Genomic DNA, 12616 nt, shown 5'->3' with positions numbered 1-12616 from the left:
GACGCCTGTGCCTCGATGATAGCGAGCCGCGCAAGCCCGCGCTCACAGGCGCTCGTCCAGGAGTGCGACACCGCTCCCGGTCAGGTCGGCGAGTCCCGCGCGACGTCCGCTCGCCGCCAGGAGGAGGGCGAGGGCGGGGCCACGGACCGGCGAGCCCTCACCGCGCGCGCCGTCGGCGTCGGCCGGCTCGAGACGCAGGCCCGCGACACGCTCACGCCCTCCCCCGAACCCTGCCCCGGTGCGGATCATGTAGTCCAGCGCCGTCATGACCGGCTCCACGGGGTAGGTCGCCCTGATCCCGAGAGGCCGGCGGATGTCCTCCCCGTGGACGTAGGCCTCCACGAGGCGGGTGGCCCTCGGGCCCGGCGGCGTGTCGGTGCGGTCGGCCACGGCGCGGAACGCCTCCAGCGTGGCCCGCGGGTCGGCGGCCCGATGACGAGCCACACCGCGTTCGTTCACGCGGTCGAAGTCGAACCGGGCGGCGACCATCTGGCTCCAGAACGCTCGGCGGGTCGTGACGGCGCTGTCCACGAGGTGCGCGAGCACGTCGTGCACCGACCACCCGGGCACGAGCGCCGGGACCGACCACCGGTCCTCGGACAGGCCCGTCAGGTCGCGCACCAGTCGGTGCCGCTCCGCGTGGACCGTCTCCCAGATCCCGGCGTCGTTCGGCATGGGTCCACTCCTCTCGGTCGGCCGCCGCGGGCCTCGTGCCCGGTGAGCCGTGGGGCTGACGGCCCGAGCCGGCAGAACTCATCGCCACCGGGCAGATCCTGCCATCCTTCGACGAGGACGGGCCGGATCCGGCACCGGCGACCTTCGCGCCGCAGCGAGCGCCGTAGTGTCGGACCGGCCACGACCGTCACCCCGTCGAGCACACCGAGGAGCACCCATGCGGGCCGATCGCCGCACGCCCGACGTCGCACCGCCCGCGTCCGCACCGGCGGACCCGTTGCAGCGGCGCACCCTGCGTGTCCTGGTCCTGGCCCAGGTGCTGTCCGGCGCCGGGCTCGCGGCGGGCATCACCGTCGGCGCGCTGCTCGTGACCGACCTGCTCGGGTCCGCACGGTTCGCCGGGCTGCCCGCCGCCCTGTTCACCGGCGGCTCGGCCCTGGCCGCGCTGGCCGTCGGACGGCTGTCGCAGCAGCGAGGGCGTCGCGCCGGTCTCACGGCCGGCTACGTCGCCGGCGCCGTGGGCGCGTTCGTCGTCGTGGTCGCGGCGGCCGCCGAGAACGTCTGGGTCCTGCTGGGCGCCTTCGCGCTGTACGGCGCCGGGACGGCCACGAACCTGCAGGCCCGATATGCCGGGGCCGATCTCGCCGCGCCGGACCGCCGCGCCCGCGCCGTGAGCACCGTGCTGGTCGCCACCACGCTGGGTGCCGTCGCCGGCCCGAACCTCGTGGGCGTCATGGGCGACGTCGCCACCGGCTGGGACCTGCCCGCCCTCACCGGCCCGTTCATCCTCGGCGGGGCGGCCTACGCGGCGGCCGGAATCGTGCTCTGGGTCGCGTTGCGCCCCGACCCGCTGCTGGTCGCCCGGGACCGCGACGCGGCCGCGGGCGAGAGCACGACGGCACCCGCGGCGGACGTGACCCCGGGGCCGGCCGCGGGCCGCACGCGCGACGACGGTGAGACCGCCGCGCAGGCGGCACCGGACGACCTCGCGGAGGCCGCCGGGGATCCCGGGGCGACCCGGCGCGCCGTCCTGGTCGCCGGGACCGTCATGGTCCTCACGCAGGCCGTCATGGTCGCGATCATGACGATGACCCCGGTCCACATGGCCGACCACGGCCACGCGGTGGCGACCGCCGGGTTCGTCATCGCCGTCCACGTCGGGATGATGTACCTGCCCTCGCCGCTGTCGGGCTGGCTGACCGACCGGTTCGGTCCGCTGCGGGTCGCGGTCGGCGCCGCCGTGACGCTGCTGGCCTCGGGGCTCGTCGCGGGACTCGTGCCGTCCTCGTCGGTGGTCGGGCTTGCCGTCGGCCTCGGGCTGCTGGGGCTCGGCTGGAGCCTCGGGCTGGTCTCCGGCACCGCGATGCTCACGTCGTCCCTGCCCCTGGCGACCCGGGCCCGCACCCAGGGCGGCGTCGACCTCGCGCTCGCCCTGGCGGGTGCGGCCGGTGGTCTGGGGTCAGGGTTCGTCGTGGCATCGAGCAGCTTCGCGGCGCTCTCGCTCGGCGGCGGGCTGCTCGCCCTGGCCGTCCTGCCGGTGGTGGCGGTGACCGCTCGACGGTAGGGACCGGCGGTGTGTCGCCGCAGCCCGGGGGGCCCGGCTCAGCCGACCGTGAGGTCGAACGAGTGCCACCCGGTGGCACCGTCCGGTGCGGGCGGCGCCTCCGCGTCGGTCTGCACCTGCCCGTCGGCGTCGGTGGCGCGCACGGCGACGGTGTGCTCCCCGGCCGTCGCGTCCCAGACGAAGCGCCACTGGCGCCACGTGTCGGGCCCGACGGTCTCGGCGAGCTCGGCGGCCTCCCACTCGCCGTCGTCGATGCGCACCTCGACGCCGGAGATGCCGGTGTGCTGCGCCCAGGCCACGCCCGCGACCACGACGTCACCGGGCTCGAGCGGGGTCCCGGGCCGCGGCACGTCGATCCGGGACTGCAGCTTGACCGGCCCCCGCGCGGACCAGCCGCGCGGCGTCCAGTACCCCTCGTCGTCGGCGAACCGCGTCACCTTGAGCTCGGTCACCCACTTGGTGGCCGACACGTAGCCGTACAGGCCCGGGACGACGAGCCGCGCGGGGAACCCGTGCTGCTCGGGCAGCGGCTCGCCGTTCATGCCGATCGCGACCAGGCACTCGCGGTCCGGGTCCGTGAGCACCTCCAGCGGGGTGCCGGCCGTGAACCCGTCCACCGACGTCGACAGCACCATGTCCGCCCCGGCCTGCGGGCGGGCGCGCGCCAGCAGCTCGCGCACGGGGTGGCCCAGCCACAGCGCGTTGCCGATGAGGTCGCCGCCCACCTCGTTCGAGACGCAGCACAGGGTCACGTGGTGCTCCGTCATCGGCAGGGCGAGCAGCTCGTCCCACGTGATCTCGAACGGCTCGTCCACCAGGCCGGTGACGCGCAGCGTCCACGTCGCCGGATCCACCTGCGGGACGCGCAGCGCGGTGTCGATCCGGTAGAAGTCGTCGTTCGGTGTGACGTACGGCGCGGCGTCGGGCACCCCCAGGTCCGCGCCCGCGGGCACCGCCGGCGCGGCCGTCGACGGCGAGGGCAGGCGGACCGCGTCGCGGACCACCTGCACCGCACGGCTGCCCGCCGACGCCGCCCGGGCCGCCACCAGGGCGATCACGGCGCCCGCCGCCGTCGCCCCCGTCCAGGTGAGGAACGTGCGCCGGGACGCGCCGCCCGCGACGGCGCCGTCCGGCGGGACGCCGGCGTCCGGGGCCACGGCAACCGGCACCGTGGCGGCCGGCACCCGGACGACGAGCGCCCGCAGCAGCACCACGCCCACCCCGACGCCGAGGATCGCCGGCAGCGCCCACACCGGCGACGCACCCGGCCGGGTCATGGCCACCAGACCCAGCGCGAGGCCCACGACGGCCAGGAGCACGCGCCCCGCCGGTGGGCGGCGTCGCTCCAGCACGCCCGCGAGCGCCGCACCCGCCGCGAGCACGGCGCCCATCGTCAGCAGCAGCACCAGCTTGTCGGCGGTGCCGAACCACTGCACCGCGAAGTCCTTCAGACCCGGCGGCACGCTGTCCACCACGACCCCGCCGAGCGCCAGCACCGGCGAGGACGCCGGGTCGACCACGGCGGCCACCAGCTCGGCGAGCGCCAGGCCCGCTCCCGCCGCGACGACACCGGCGAGAGCCGCCGCCCCGTCACCGCGTCGTCGCACACCCCGGTCGTCGCCCCCGCGCACGCTCATGTGCCCACCTTGCCACCACGGGCGGCACTTGCCGAGCCTCCCGTCCCAGGTCACCCCGCCCCGACCGACGGGCCGAGGCCCGAGCGAGGCCGCGAGCACCCGTCCGGCACGTACTAGGGTGGTGGACCGCGGACCACGGGCACCGGTGAATCGCCCGTCGGTGCGACCCTCGGCTCTGGGTCGCAGGTCCCTGCGGCGCGAGATGACGCGCCTCCCCGACCGAACCCTGCCCGAGGGAGCCTCCGCCCGTGCGTCGTGCACACCGTCACCCCGTCATCCCCGCGTCCGCCGACGTGCCGCCCACCCCGCCGCGGGTCGCGGCGGACGCCCCCGCCCGGGGCACCGCCACGAGGCCGCGGCGCGGCGCCCGCGTCGCGACGGCCTCCCTCGCGGGCCTCGCCGGCGTCGCGCTCGTGCTCGGCGCCTGCACGTCGACGCCCGAGGTCGACGGCCCGGGTTCCGGGCCCACCGCGCCCGGGTCCGGGGCCGACGCGACGGCCTACCCCCTCACCCTGGACAACTGCGGCACCGAGGTGACGTTCGACGCGGCCCCGCAGCGCGTCGTCACCGTCAAGTCGTCGACCGCCGAGACGATGCTCGCCCTCGGGCTCGGGGACCGCGTCGTCGGCGCGGCGTTCCTCGACGGCCCCCTGCCGGACGACCTCGCCGCCGCCGCACAGGGCACCGCCGTCGCGGAGCCGCTCAGCGACCAGGTGCCCGGCACCGAGGCCGTGCTCGCCCTGGAGCCCGACCTCGTCTATGCCGGCTGGGAGTCGAACGTGTCCGCCGACGGCGCCGGCGAGCGCGACACCCTGCACTCGCTCGGCGTGAACACGTACGTCGCGCCCGCCGCGTGCAAGGACCCCGCGTACATGCCGGACCCGCTGACGTTCGACGACGTCTTCGCGGAGATCGCCGAGGTCGGGCAGGTGTTCGACGTGGCCGACGCCGCCGCCGCGCTCGTCGCGGACCAGCGCGCCACGCTGGAGTCCGTCACCCCCGACGACCGCGGGCTCGACGCCCTGTGGTACTCGTCGGGCACCGACATCCCGTACGTCGGCGCCGGCATCGGCGCGCCCGCGATGATCATGGACGCCGTCGGGCTGGGCAACGTCGCCGGGGACGTCGACGACACGTGGACCGCCCTCGGCTGGGAGAGCGTCGTGGAGGCCGACCCGGACGTCATCGTCCTCGTGGACGCCGCCTGGAACACTGCGGACGGCAAGATCGAGGCCCTGGAGGCCAACCCCGCCACCGCGGCACTCACCGCCGTCCAGGAGGGCCGCTACGTCACGGTGCCGTTCCCCGCGACGGAGGCCGGCGTGCGCAACGTCGACGCCGTCGTCGACCTCGCCGCCCAGCTCGACGCGCTGGAGATCGATGGCTGAGACCACCCTGCCCGCCGCCCGCGCACCCCTGACGCGCGGGCGGCTCGCCACGTGGCTCGGCGCGACCGCGGCCGTGCTGCTGGCGAGCGTCGTCGTCGCGGTGACGCTCGGCCCCGCCGGGCTCGGCCCCGCCGACGTCGGTCAGGTCGTCGCGACGCGGCTCGGGCTCGGCGAACTGCTGGGCCTGGCCACCCCCGACCGGCTGGCGGACGGCATCGTGTGGCAGCTGCGGCTGCCCCGCGTGCTCACCGCGGCCGCCGTCGGGGCGGGACTGGCCGTGTGCGGCGTCGTCATGCAGTCCCTGCTGCGCAACCCCCTGGCCGACCCGTACCTCCTCGGGCTGAGCTCCGGCGCGTCGCTCGGCGCGGTGAGCGTCCTCGTGCTCGGCTGGCTCGCCGTCCTGCCCGTCGCGGCCTTCGTCGGGGCGGCCGCCGCCCTGGTGGCCACCCTCGTCCTGGCGACCTCCGCCGGACGCGGCGAGCTCTCCCCCGCCCGCACCGTCCTCGCCGGGCTCGCCGTGTCCCAGCTCGCGGCCGCGGCCACCAGCTTCGTCATCTTCTGGTCCGCCCAGGGCGACCAGTACCGCGAGATCCTCGCCTGGATGCTCGGGTCGGTGGCCGGGTCCACGTGGACGTCGGTCGCGATCACCGCCGGCGCCGTGCTCGTGCTCGGCACCCTCCTGGCGCTCACCGGCTCGGTGCTGGACGCGTTCACGTTCGGGGACACCGCCGCCGCGGCCCTCGGCGTGGACGTCGCGAAGGTGCGGTGGGGGCTGCTCGTCGTCGTCGCGCTCCTCACCGGCGCGCTCGTGTCCCAGTCGGGGGCCATCGGGTTCGTCGGGCTGATCCTCCCCCACGCCGTGCGGCTCGTCGTCGGCGCCCGCCACCGCGCCCTGCTGCCCCTGTCGATGGTGTGCGGCGCCACGTTCCTCGTCTGGGCGGACACGCTCGCCCGCACCCTCTTCGAGCCCCGCGAGCTGCCCGTCGGCATCGTCACCGCCGCCGTCGGCGCCCCCGTGTTCGCCGCCCTGCTCTGGAAGGGACGGACCCGCCCATGACCCGGGCACCCTCCGCGCACGCCCCGGCGCCGGCACGCTCGCCGTCGCCGCCGCTGCCCGCCGGGAGCCCACCGACCGGCGACACGACGCCGCGGGACCAGGCCTCCGGGCTGGCCGCGCAGCGCGTGCGCTGGTCCGTCGCCGGCCGACTGGTCCTCGACGACGTCGACGTCACCGCCCCACCGGGTGCCGTGACCGGCCTGCTCGGCCCCAACGGCACGGGCAAGTCCACCCTGCTGCGCCTCGTCGCCGGGGTGCAGCGCCCCGACGGGGGCACGGTGCGGCTGGTCGGCGCCGCCATCGACGGGTCCGTGGCCGGCCGGGCCGCGGACGCCACCGGCGAGGACCTGCTCGCCCTGGACCGTCGCCGCCGCGCGCGCACCGTCGCGTTCGTCGAGCAGGACGCCACCAGCGAGCTGCCCGTCACCGTCCTCGACGCCGTGCTGCTGGGCCGCACCCCGCACCGGCACCTGCTGGCCGGGCCGACCGCCCACGACCGCGACGTCGCCCGGGCGGTGCTGGCGCGCGTCGGCGCCGAGCACCTGGCCGACCGCGAGGTCGCGACCCTGTCCGGCGGTGAACGCCAGCGCGTCCACCTCGCCCGCGCCCTCGCGCAGGAGCCCCGCATGCTGCTGCTCGACGAGCCGACGAACCACCTCGACGTCGCCGCGCAGCTCGCCACCATGCGGCTCGTCACCGAGCTCGCCCGCGACGGCGTCACCGTGCTCACCGCCCTGCACGACCTGTCGCTGGCCGCCGCGACGTGCGACCACGTCGTCGTCCTCGCCCCGGGACCCGCCGGGCGAGTCGTCGCCGCCGGACCGGTGGCCGACGTCCTCGTGCCCGAGGTCATCGACCCCGTGTACGGGGTGCGGACCACCGTGCTGCGCCATCCCCGCACGGGCCGCCCGGTCCTCACGTTCGACGAGGCCTAGCCCGAGCGGGACACCTGCCACGCCCAGGCCACGAGCGGGACCTGCAGCGGCAGGCGCCCCCACGCGACGGACCGCCGGCGCGACCAGTGCCGGGCCCCCGGCCGGGAGTCGAGGGCCATCTTCACGTTGCCGGGGAACACCCCGACGAGGAGGGCCGCCGTGGCGAGCCCTCCCACCCGGCGGGTGGTGGGCGCCGCGACCGCGGCCGCGCAGGCCAGCTCCGCCACCCCGCTGCCGTACACCCAGGCCCGCGGAGAGCCCAGCGCGGCCGGGATCAGCCCCTCGAACACGCGGGGGCGCACGAGGTGGAGCGTCCCGGACGTCGCGAGGAGCGCTGCGAGCGCCGCGGCCGAGAGGTGGGTTCGACGAGCCATGACCCGAGGCTAATAGCCTGGCGCGATGACCGACGACACGGCAGGGGCGCGCAGCGACGGACCGGGCGGGCGGCGTGCCGTCGTCGTCGGTGGCGGGATCGGCGGGCTCGCGTCCGGCGTCGCCCTCGCTCGTGCCGGGTGGGAGGTCACGGTGCTGGAGCGGGCCGCAGCGCTGGAGCCGGTCGGTGCCGGGATCGCCGTGGCGCCGAACGCGGTGCGGTCCCTCGCCGCCCTCGGGATCGACGAGTCCCTGCGGGAGCTGTCGGCGCTGCAGGGCGAGGTCGGGATGCGGCGGCCCGACGGCACCTGGCTGCTGCGCACGGACGCCGACGACGCGGGCGCCCTGTTCGGCGACCGCACGCTGGTGCTGCACCGTGCCCACCTCGTCGGGCTCCTCGCCGACGCCCTGCCGTCGGGTGCGCTGCGCCTGGGGGGGACCGCCGAGGTCGTCGACCCGGGAGGGACGGACCGGCCCGCCCGCGTCACCACCCCCGACGGGGACGTCGAGGCGGACCTCGTCGTGGCGGCGGACGGTGTCGGGTCAGGCACGCGCACCCGGTGGTGGCCGGACGCGGCCGGGTCGGTGGCCGGCGGCTCCACCGCCTGGCGGTTCGTCGCGCCGGCCGTCCCCGGGCTGGTGGGCTCCGAGACCTGGGGACGCGGGATCGTCGCGGGCGTCATGCCGCTCGCCGACGGCCGGGTCTACTGCTACGTGTCGGTGGCGGAGGCCGCCGGCGTCCCGGACGACTTCACCGCGCTGCGCGAGCGGCTCGCCGGGTGGCACGCGCCCCTGCCCGCCCTGCTCGCCTCCGTCGACCCCGCCGACACCCTGCGCAACGAGCTGCGCGCCCTGCCCGCGCCGCCCGCCTCCCTGGCGTGCGGACGCACCGTCCTGGTCGGTGACGCCGCGCACGCGATGCTGCCGAACCTCGGCCAGGGCGGCTGCCAGGCCCTCGAGGACGCCGCGGTGCTGGGCGTCCGTGTCGTGCCCGGTGCCGACGTGCCCGCCGCCCTGCACCGGTGGTCCGCGGAGCGCCGCCCGCGGGTGCAGCACGTCATGCGACTCTCCGCCCGCATCGCAGGCCCGACGCTGTGGACCTCCCCCGTGCTCGTGGCCGCGCGCGACACCGGCATGCGGCTGGTCAGCCGCTGGAGCGGCAGCCTCGGGACGAGATCGTTGCGCCCGGTGATGGGCTGGCGCCCCCCGACCTGACCGGTCAGCCGAGCTCCGCGACCTGCCAGACCTCCCATCCGCCGCCCGGCGCCGCCACCACCGTCGCCGCCAGCGTGTAGGACGTCGCGGGCTGGGCTGAGGTCGTGCCCCCGCCCCGGAGCGTGAGGGCCTCGGACCGCACCGTGACGTCGAGGTAGTAGACGCCGACCACGTCCGCGGGGTCGTACGTGCCCGCACCGAGGACCTCGTCGGAGGTCACGCGGCGCTGCAGCTCGAGCGTCGTCCTGCCGCCGGTCAGCACGTAGCCGGCGCGATAGGACTGCTCACCCAGCGCGATGCGCGTCCAGCAGTCGGCGCAGCCGCGTGGCGCCAGGGCTGCGACCGCCGACGTGTCACCCGTGAGGTACACCTGGCGCTCGGCCTCCAGGTACCGGGACAGAGCCGCCAGGGCACCGTCCACGTCGTCGTCGCGGACCGTCCCGGCCACCGTGCCGTCGGCGGACGCGTCGGCGGGGACCCCCGTGATCGCGGTGACGGTCCAGCCGTCCCCCTCGGCCGCGAGCGCCACCCTGGCCGGCTCCGGGCCCGCGGCCACCGCCGTCGACAGGGACGTCGCGTCGATCTCGCCGTCGGGCCCGACCATCGAGGGCGTGACCGGCAGCAGGTCGGTGAGCAGCAGCTCGAGGCGCACGTCGACCTCGGCCGTCCCGTCCCCGTGGTCCGTGCTGCCGAGCACGACGACGTCGTAGCCGGCCAGGCCCACCTCCTCCAGGGTCCGTGCGCCACGGACCCCCGCGCCGAGCCCGAAGGTCGCCGCGTACCGGGCGACCGCCTCGCAGTAGGTGCAGCCCGGTGCCGACCGTTCGGTCCACGGCGTCGTGTCACCGGTGAGGACGATCTCGTCGAACGCGGCGAAGAACTCCTCGACCGCCTCCTCCGGTCCCGGGTCCGGCACGGCGGACGCCGTCACCACCACGGACGTCCCGGCGGGGGCCGCACCCCCGCATCCGGCCAGGACCAGGACGAGCGCGGTGGCGAGGGCGAGGGCGAGGGTCTGGCGCGACGTGGTCATGGGCAGGACCGTAGGGAACACCGCGACACCCGCGCAGGCCGTTTCCACAGGCCCCGCCCCACGCCCTGGCCTCGCCCGTCCACGGGCACGGGACGCCCCGTCGTCGTGGCGGCGCCACGCGGGCCGGTCCGGCGCGATCGTGCGACCGTGCGACGGCCGCCCTCCCCACGGCAGGATGGACCCATGAGCACTCCGCTGTGGATGACCGGCGACGTCGAGACGGACCGCCTGCTGGACGAGGACCCGTTCGCCCTGCTGATCGGCATGCTGCTGGACCAGCACACTCGTTAGCCAACAGGTATCGCCGCAGGTCAGAACGTTTCGCCGTGGATCGGAGACTTCCGCTCCCACTCGTGGAGCCGAAGATGGCTCACCTCGATGTGCCGCACCTCCTCTTGTCGGACGAGCAGGTCGATGACGTCCTGCGACACGGGCGGCGCCCCACGGAGCGAATCCGCCATCCACTCGGCCTCCGCCTCTTCCCGCTTGATCTCCCGCTCCAACCGGCGCCGCGCGGACCGTGAGGAATGCCGTTCACGCGGGTTGGTCAGTCCGTCAAGTTTCGCGAGCAGCTTCTTCCGCTGAAGGGGTCCCGCAGCCTCGTAGGCACGCGTCAGCGACACCCCGGCGTCCGTCGCCCGGACGTCCATCCCATCGAGTAGCGCCCGCCGCACCGCGTCCTCAGCCTCCGCCTTGGTGTCAGCCTCCACGAACCGATGGCTGACACCGCACACATCCACACGCTACAGTGTCATGGCATCCGATGCTACTCATAGTCTGTCGACTTATACAGTGCACGATCCAAGACTCCAGTCATGGGCAACTACGACGAGCACCTCCAGGCTCGTCTCCACAACCTGGGACGACGGGTGCGCAGCGAGCGCGGCCGGCTCGGTCTGTCCCAGGAGGAACTCGCCCACCGAGCAGGACTCCACCGCACCTACGTGGGCTCTGTCGAACGCGGAGAGAGGAACATCAGCGTCGGCAGCCTCTACGCGCTGGCAGATGAGCTGGAGGTTCCCGCGTCGAGCCTACTGACCGACCCCTGACGCATAGTCCGACAACACAGCCAACAATTCCGGTTCATACCCAGGAGCAGCATGAGCGAGTCGTCGTTGATCTCGGACAGGCATCTTGCCCGAGCTGTCTCAAACATTACCGACCGGTCCGAAAAGCAGGGGGATCTCGATGTCCTCCGGGACACCTACGTGGACACCGGTGTCCTCCAACAGGTCGCAAATCACGCGAACCAGATCCTTTATGGTCGACGCGGGACGGGTAAGACCCATGTCTTCCAGGTCCTGCGTTCCGAACTGGAGGAGAGCCCTGGATCGCACGTGATCTACGTGGATGTGCGCGTCCTGGGCAGTGCGCACACGTTCCTCGACACCGAGAAGCCCCTGGCCGAGCGCTGCGTCGCGGTGTTCAAGGATCTACTCTCCCACGTCCAAAGCAAACTTCTCGACATCGTTACTTCACCCGAGTCGGATGGCAGCGGCCTCGAGGAGGTAAGCGACTTCGCTGACACAATTGCTCGAAAAGCTTCCGAAGTCAACGAACGCAATATTCTGACTTCGCACCAGCAGAGCAACTCGTCGGGTACCACGGCCGAATTGGGAATGTCGGGAATGAAACCTGGCGCTTCCATCGGCGCCAACGACGCGAATTCCCAAACACAGACTCACGAGACGCAGTTCACAGAGGCCCTCCGTCAGTCGCTCGTATTTAGCGAGATCTACCACGGTCTCGAGACGGCCCTTCGCGCCCTCGGAGCCAGCCGTTTGACGATCCTCATCGACGAGTGGACATCACTCCCCGTCGAACTCCAGCCATTCATCGCGGAATTCATCAAGCGATCCCTCTTCCCGAGCAATCTGGTAACGATCAAGATCGCTTCTCTCGAATACCGCTCACGTTTCACCCTCCCTCGGGAGGGCAACCCGATCGGATTCGAGCTCGGACCTGACATCAAGGCGAACCTTGACCTCGATGACTACTACGTCTACGAACGCAACCCTGACAACGTGGTAGAGATCTTTCACGAGCTACTCTTTCGCCACATCGTCACGGGGATGAGCGAGGACACGCTTCGGAGTTTCAACGTTCGCGACGCGACGTCCTTCCGGTCTCGCCTCTTTACCGAGAAGGCGACCTTTATCGAACTCGTCCGCGCCGGCGAGGGTGTCGTGCGAGACTTTCTTGGAATCTTCAGTTCGGCATTCTTCAAGGCAAAGTCGACTGGGCGCCAGAAGATCGACCTAAACTCTGTCGAAGAGGCAGCTCGTGACTGGTACGAGACCGACAAGTCAACGGCACTCTCGGACGGGCAGCGAACCGCACTCCATCGCATCATCACCGACGTGATCGGGAGCCGACAGACCAAAATGTTCATGCTGTCGCGCGAACACGCGGACAACAAGATGATCCTGTCACTGTTTGACCTGCGCCTTATTCACCTCATCTCGCGCGGATACAGCGACAAGGAAAACCCTGGGCAGCGGTATAATATTTACGCGCTCGACTATGGAACTTATGTCGACCTAAAGCGCACGAAGGCGGAGCCTTTCGATTTCGAGGTTGAAGGTGAGGAAAACACCTCGCCCACCTCGGACCGAATTGTTCCTTTCGCTGACAAGCGAAGCATCCGACGCGTCATTCTGCGAAGCGAGATCTTCGATGACCTCGTGGACTAGCCGGCCTCCGCGGAACTCATCGTCCCCTTGATCAGGAGGGCAAGAAT

12 protein-coding genes are annotated in these 12616 nt (G+C 73.4%); 7 read left to right on the top strand and 5 right to left on the bottom strand.

Features of this window, described 5'->3' with window-relative positions; translation table 11 throughout:
- Positions 1-42 precede the first annotated feature (42 nt).
- Positions 43-675, bottom strand: a complete 633-nt coding sequence (locus tag ATJ88_RS06950; RefSeq protein ID WP_098463190.1) for a maleylpyruvate isomerase family mycothiol-dependent enzyme — start codon at positions 673-675, stop codon at positions 43-45.
- A 217-nt stretch (positions 676-892) separates the two neighbouring features.
- Between ATJ88_RS06950 and ATJ88_RS06945 the strand changes: the two genes are divergently transcribed.
- Positions 893-2239, top strand: coding sequence for an MFS transporter (locus ATJ88_RS06945; protein ID WP_098463189.1), 1347 nt, complete (start codon positions 893-895; stop codon positions 2237-2239).
- Between the two features lie 38 nt (positions 2240-2277).
- On the opposite strand, the gene ATJ88_RS06940 is transcribed toward ATJ88_RS06945, so the two are convergent.
- Positions 2278-3876 (bottom strand): molybdopterin-dependent oxidoreductase, encoded by a 1599-nt coding sequence (locus ATJ88_RS06940; protein ID WP_098463188.1) that lies wholly within the window; start codon positions 3874-3876, stop codon positions 2278-2280.
- A gap of 413 nt (positions 3877-4289) precedes the next feature.
- Between ATJ88_RS06940 and ATJ88_RS06935 the strand changes: the two genes are divergently transcribed.
- Genes ATJ88_RS06935 through ATJ88_RS06925 form a run of 3 tightly spaced genes read left to right on the top strand, consistent with a single transcriptional unit; the run spans position 4290 to position 7256 of the window.
- Entirely contained in the window at positions 4290-5264 is a 975-nt protein-coding gene (locus ATJ88_RS06935) for a putative F420-0 ABC transporter substrate-binding protein (protein ID WP_098465182.1), read from the top strand.
- Positions 5257-6321, top strand: coding sequence for a putative F420-0 ABC transporter permease subunit (locus ATJ88_RS06930; RefSeq protein ID WP_098463187.1), 1065 nt, complete (start codon positions 5257-5259; stop codon positions 6319-6321). The genes ATJ88_RS06935 and ATJ88_RS06930 overlap by 8 nt, the downstream gene beginning before the upstream one ends.
- Entirely contained in the window at positions 6318-7256 is a 939-nt protein-coding gene (locus ATJ88_RS06925; RefSeq protein WP_098463186.1) for an ABC transporter ATP-binding protein, read from the top strand. The genes ATJ88_RS06930 and ATJ88_RS06925 overlap by 4 nt, the downstream gene beginning before the upstream one ends.
- Here ATJ88_RS06925 and ATJ88_RS06920 read toward each other — a convergent pair.
- Positions 7253-7630, bottom strand: a complete 378-nt coding sequence (locus ATJ88_RS06920; RefSeq protein ID WP_098463185.1) for a DoxX family protein — start codon at positions 7628-7630, stop codon at positions 7253-7255. The two genes, ATJ88_RS06925 and ATJ88_RS06920, sit on opposite strands and share 4 nt — an antisense overlap.
- A 25-nt stretch (positions 7631-7655) precedes the next feature.
- On the opposite strand from ATJ88_RS06920, the gene ATJ88_RS06915 reads away from it, so the two are divergent.
- Positions 7656-8843: an FAD-dependent monooxygenase gene (locus tag ATJ88_RS06915; protein ID WP_098463184.1), complete on the top strand. Its 1188-nt coding sequence runs from the start codon at positions 7656-7658 to the stop codon at positions 8841-8843.
- Between the two features lie 4 nt (positions 8844-8847).
- On the opposite strand, the gene ATJ88_RS06910 is transcribed toward ATJ88_RS06915, so the two are convergent.
- The gene (locus ATJ88_RS06910; RefSeq protein WP_098463183.1) at positions 8848-9876 is read right to left on the bottom strand and encodes a hypothetical protein; all 1029 of its coding nucleotides are present in this window, start codon (positions 9874-9876) and stop codon (positions 8848-8850) included.
- A 311-nt stretch (positions 9877-10187) separates the two neighbouring features.
- Positions 10188-10586, bottom strand: coding sequence for a hypothetical protein (locus tag ATJ88_RS06900; protein ID WP_141538624.1), 399 nt, complete (start codon positions 10584-10586; stop codon positions 10188-10190).
- A gap of 105 nt (positions 10587-10691) precedes the next feature.
- Here ATJ88_RS06900 and ATJ88_RS06895 point away from each other — a divergent pair, with 105 nt between their 5' ends.
- Both ATJ88_RS06895 and ATJ88_RS06890 read left to right on the top strand, forming a co-directional pair.
- Entirely contained in the window at positions 10692-10925 is a 234-nt protein-coding gene (locus ATJ88_RS06895) for a helix-turn-helix domain-containing protein (protein ID WP_098463181.1), read from the top strand.
- A 51-nt stretch (positions 10926-10976) separates the two neighbouring features.
- Positions 10977-12569, top strand: a complete 1593-nt coding sequence (locus ATJ88_RS06890) for a P-loop NTPase family protein (RefSeq protein WP_098463180.1) — start codon at positions 10977-10979, stop codon at positions 12567-12569.
- The last annotated feature ends 47 nt before the right edge of the window (positions 12570-12616 follow it).

Origin of the sequence: Isoptericola jiangsuensis (genome assembly GCF_002563715.1) — a bacterium.
Lineage (GTDB): Bacteria > Actinomycetota > Actinomycetes > Actinomycetales > Cellulomonadaceae > Isoptericola > Isoptericola jiangsuensis.
The sequence above is the reverse complement of the archived record's forward strand: the minus strand, read 5'-3'. Positions and strand labels throughout refer to the sequence as shown.

Bases quoted from the DNA above. Each gene is read 5' to 3' on its own strand.
- ATJ88_RS06950 (WP_098463190.1), bottom strand. From the start codon at position 675: ATGCCGAACGACGCCGGGATCTGGGAGACGGTCCACGCGGAGCGGCAC.
- ATJ88_RS06945 (WP_098463189.1), top strand. From the start codon at position 893: ATGCGGGCCGATCGCCGCACGCCCGACGTCGCACCGCCCGCGTCCGCA.
- ATJ88_RS06940 (WP_098463188.1), bottom strand. From the start codon at position 3,876: ATGAGCGTGCGCGGGGGCGACGACCGGGGTGTGCGACGACGCGGTGAC.
- ATJ88_RS06930 (WP_098463187.1), top strand. From the start codon at position 5,257: ATGGCTGAGACCACCCTGCCCGCCGCCCGCGCACCCCTGACGCGCGGG.
- ATJ88_RS06925 (WP_098463186.1), top strand. From the start codon at position 6,318: ATGACCCGGGCACCCTCCGCGCACGCCCCGGCGCCGGCACGCTCGCCG.
- ATJ88_RS06920 (WP_098463185.1), bottom strand. From the start codon at position 7,630: ATGGCTCGTCGAACCCACCTCTCGGCCGCGGCGCTCGCAGCGCTCCTC.
- ATJ88_RS06915 (WP_098463184.1), top strand. From the start codon at position 7,656: ATGACCGACGACACGGCAGGGGCGCGCAGCGACGGACCGGGCGGGCGG.
- ATJ88_RS06910 (WP_098463183.1), bottom strand. From the start codon at position 9,876: ATGACCACGTCGCGCCAGACCCTCGCCCTCGCCCTCGCCACCGCGCTC.
- ATJ88_RS06895 (WP_098463181.1), top strand. From the start codon at position 10,692: ATGGGCAACTACGACGAGCACCTCCAGGCTCGTCTCCACAACCTGGGA.
- ATJ88_RS06890 (WP_098463180.1), top strand. From the start codon at position 10,977: ATGAGCGAGTCGTCGTTGATCTCGGACAGGCATCTTGCCCGAGCTGTC.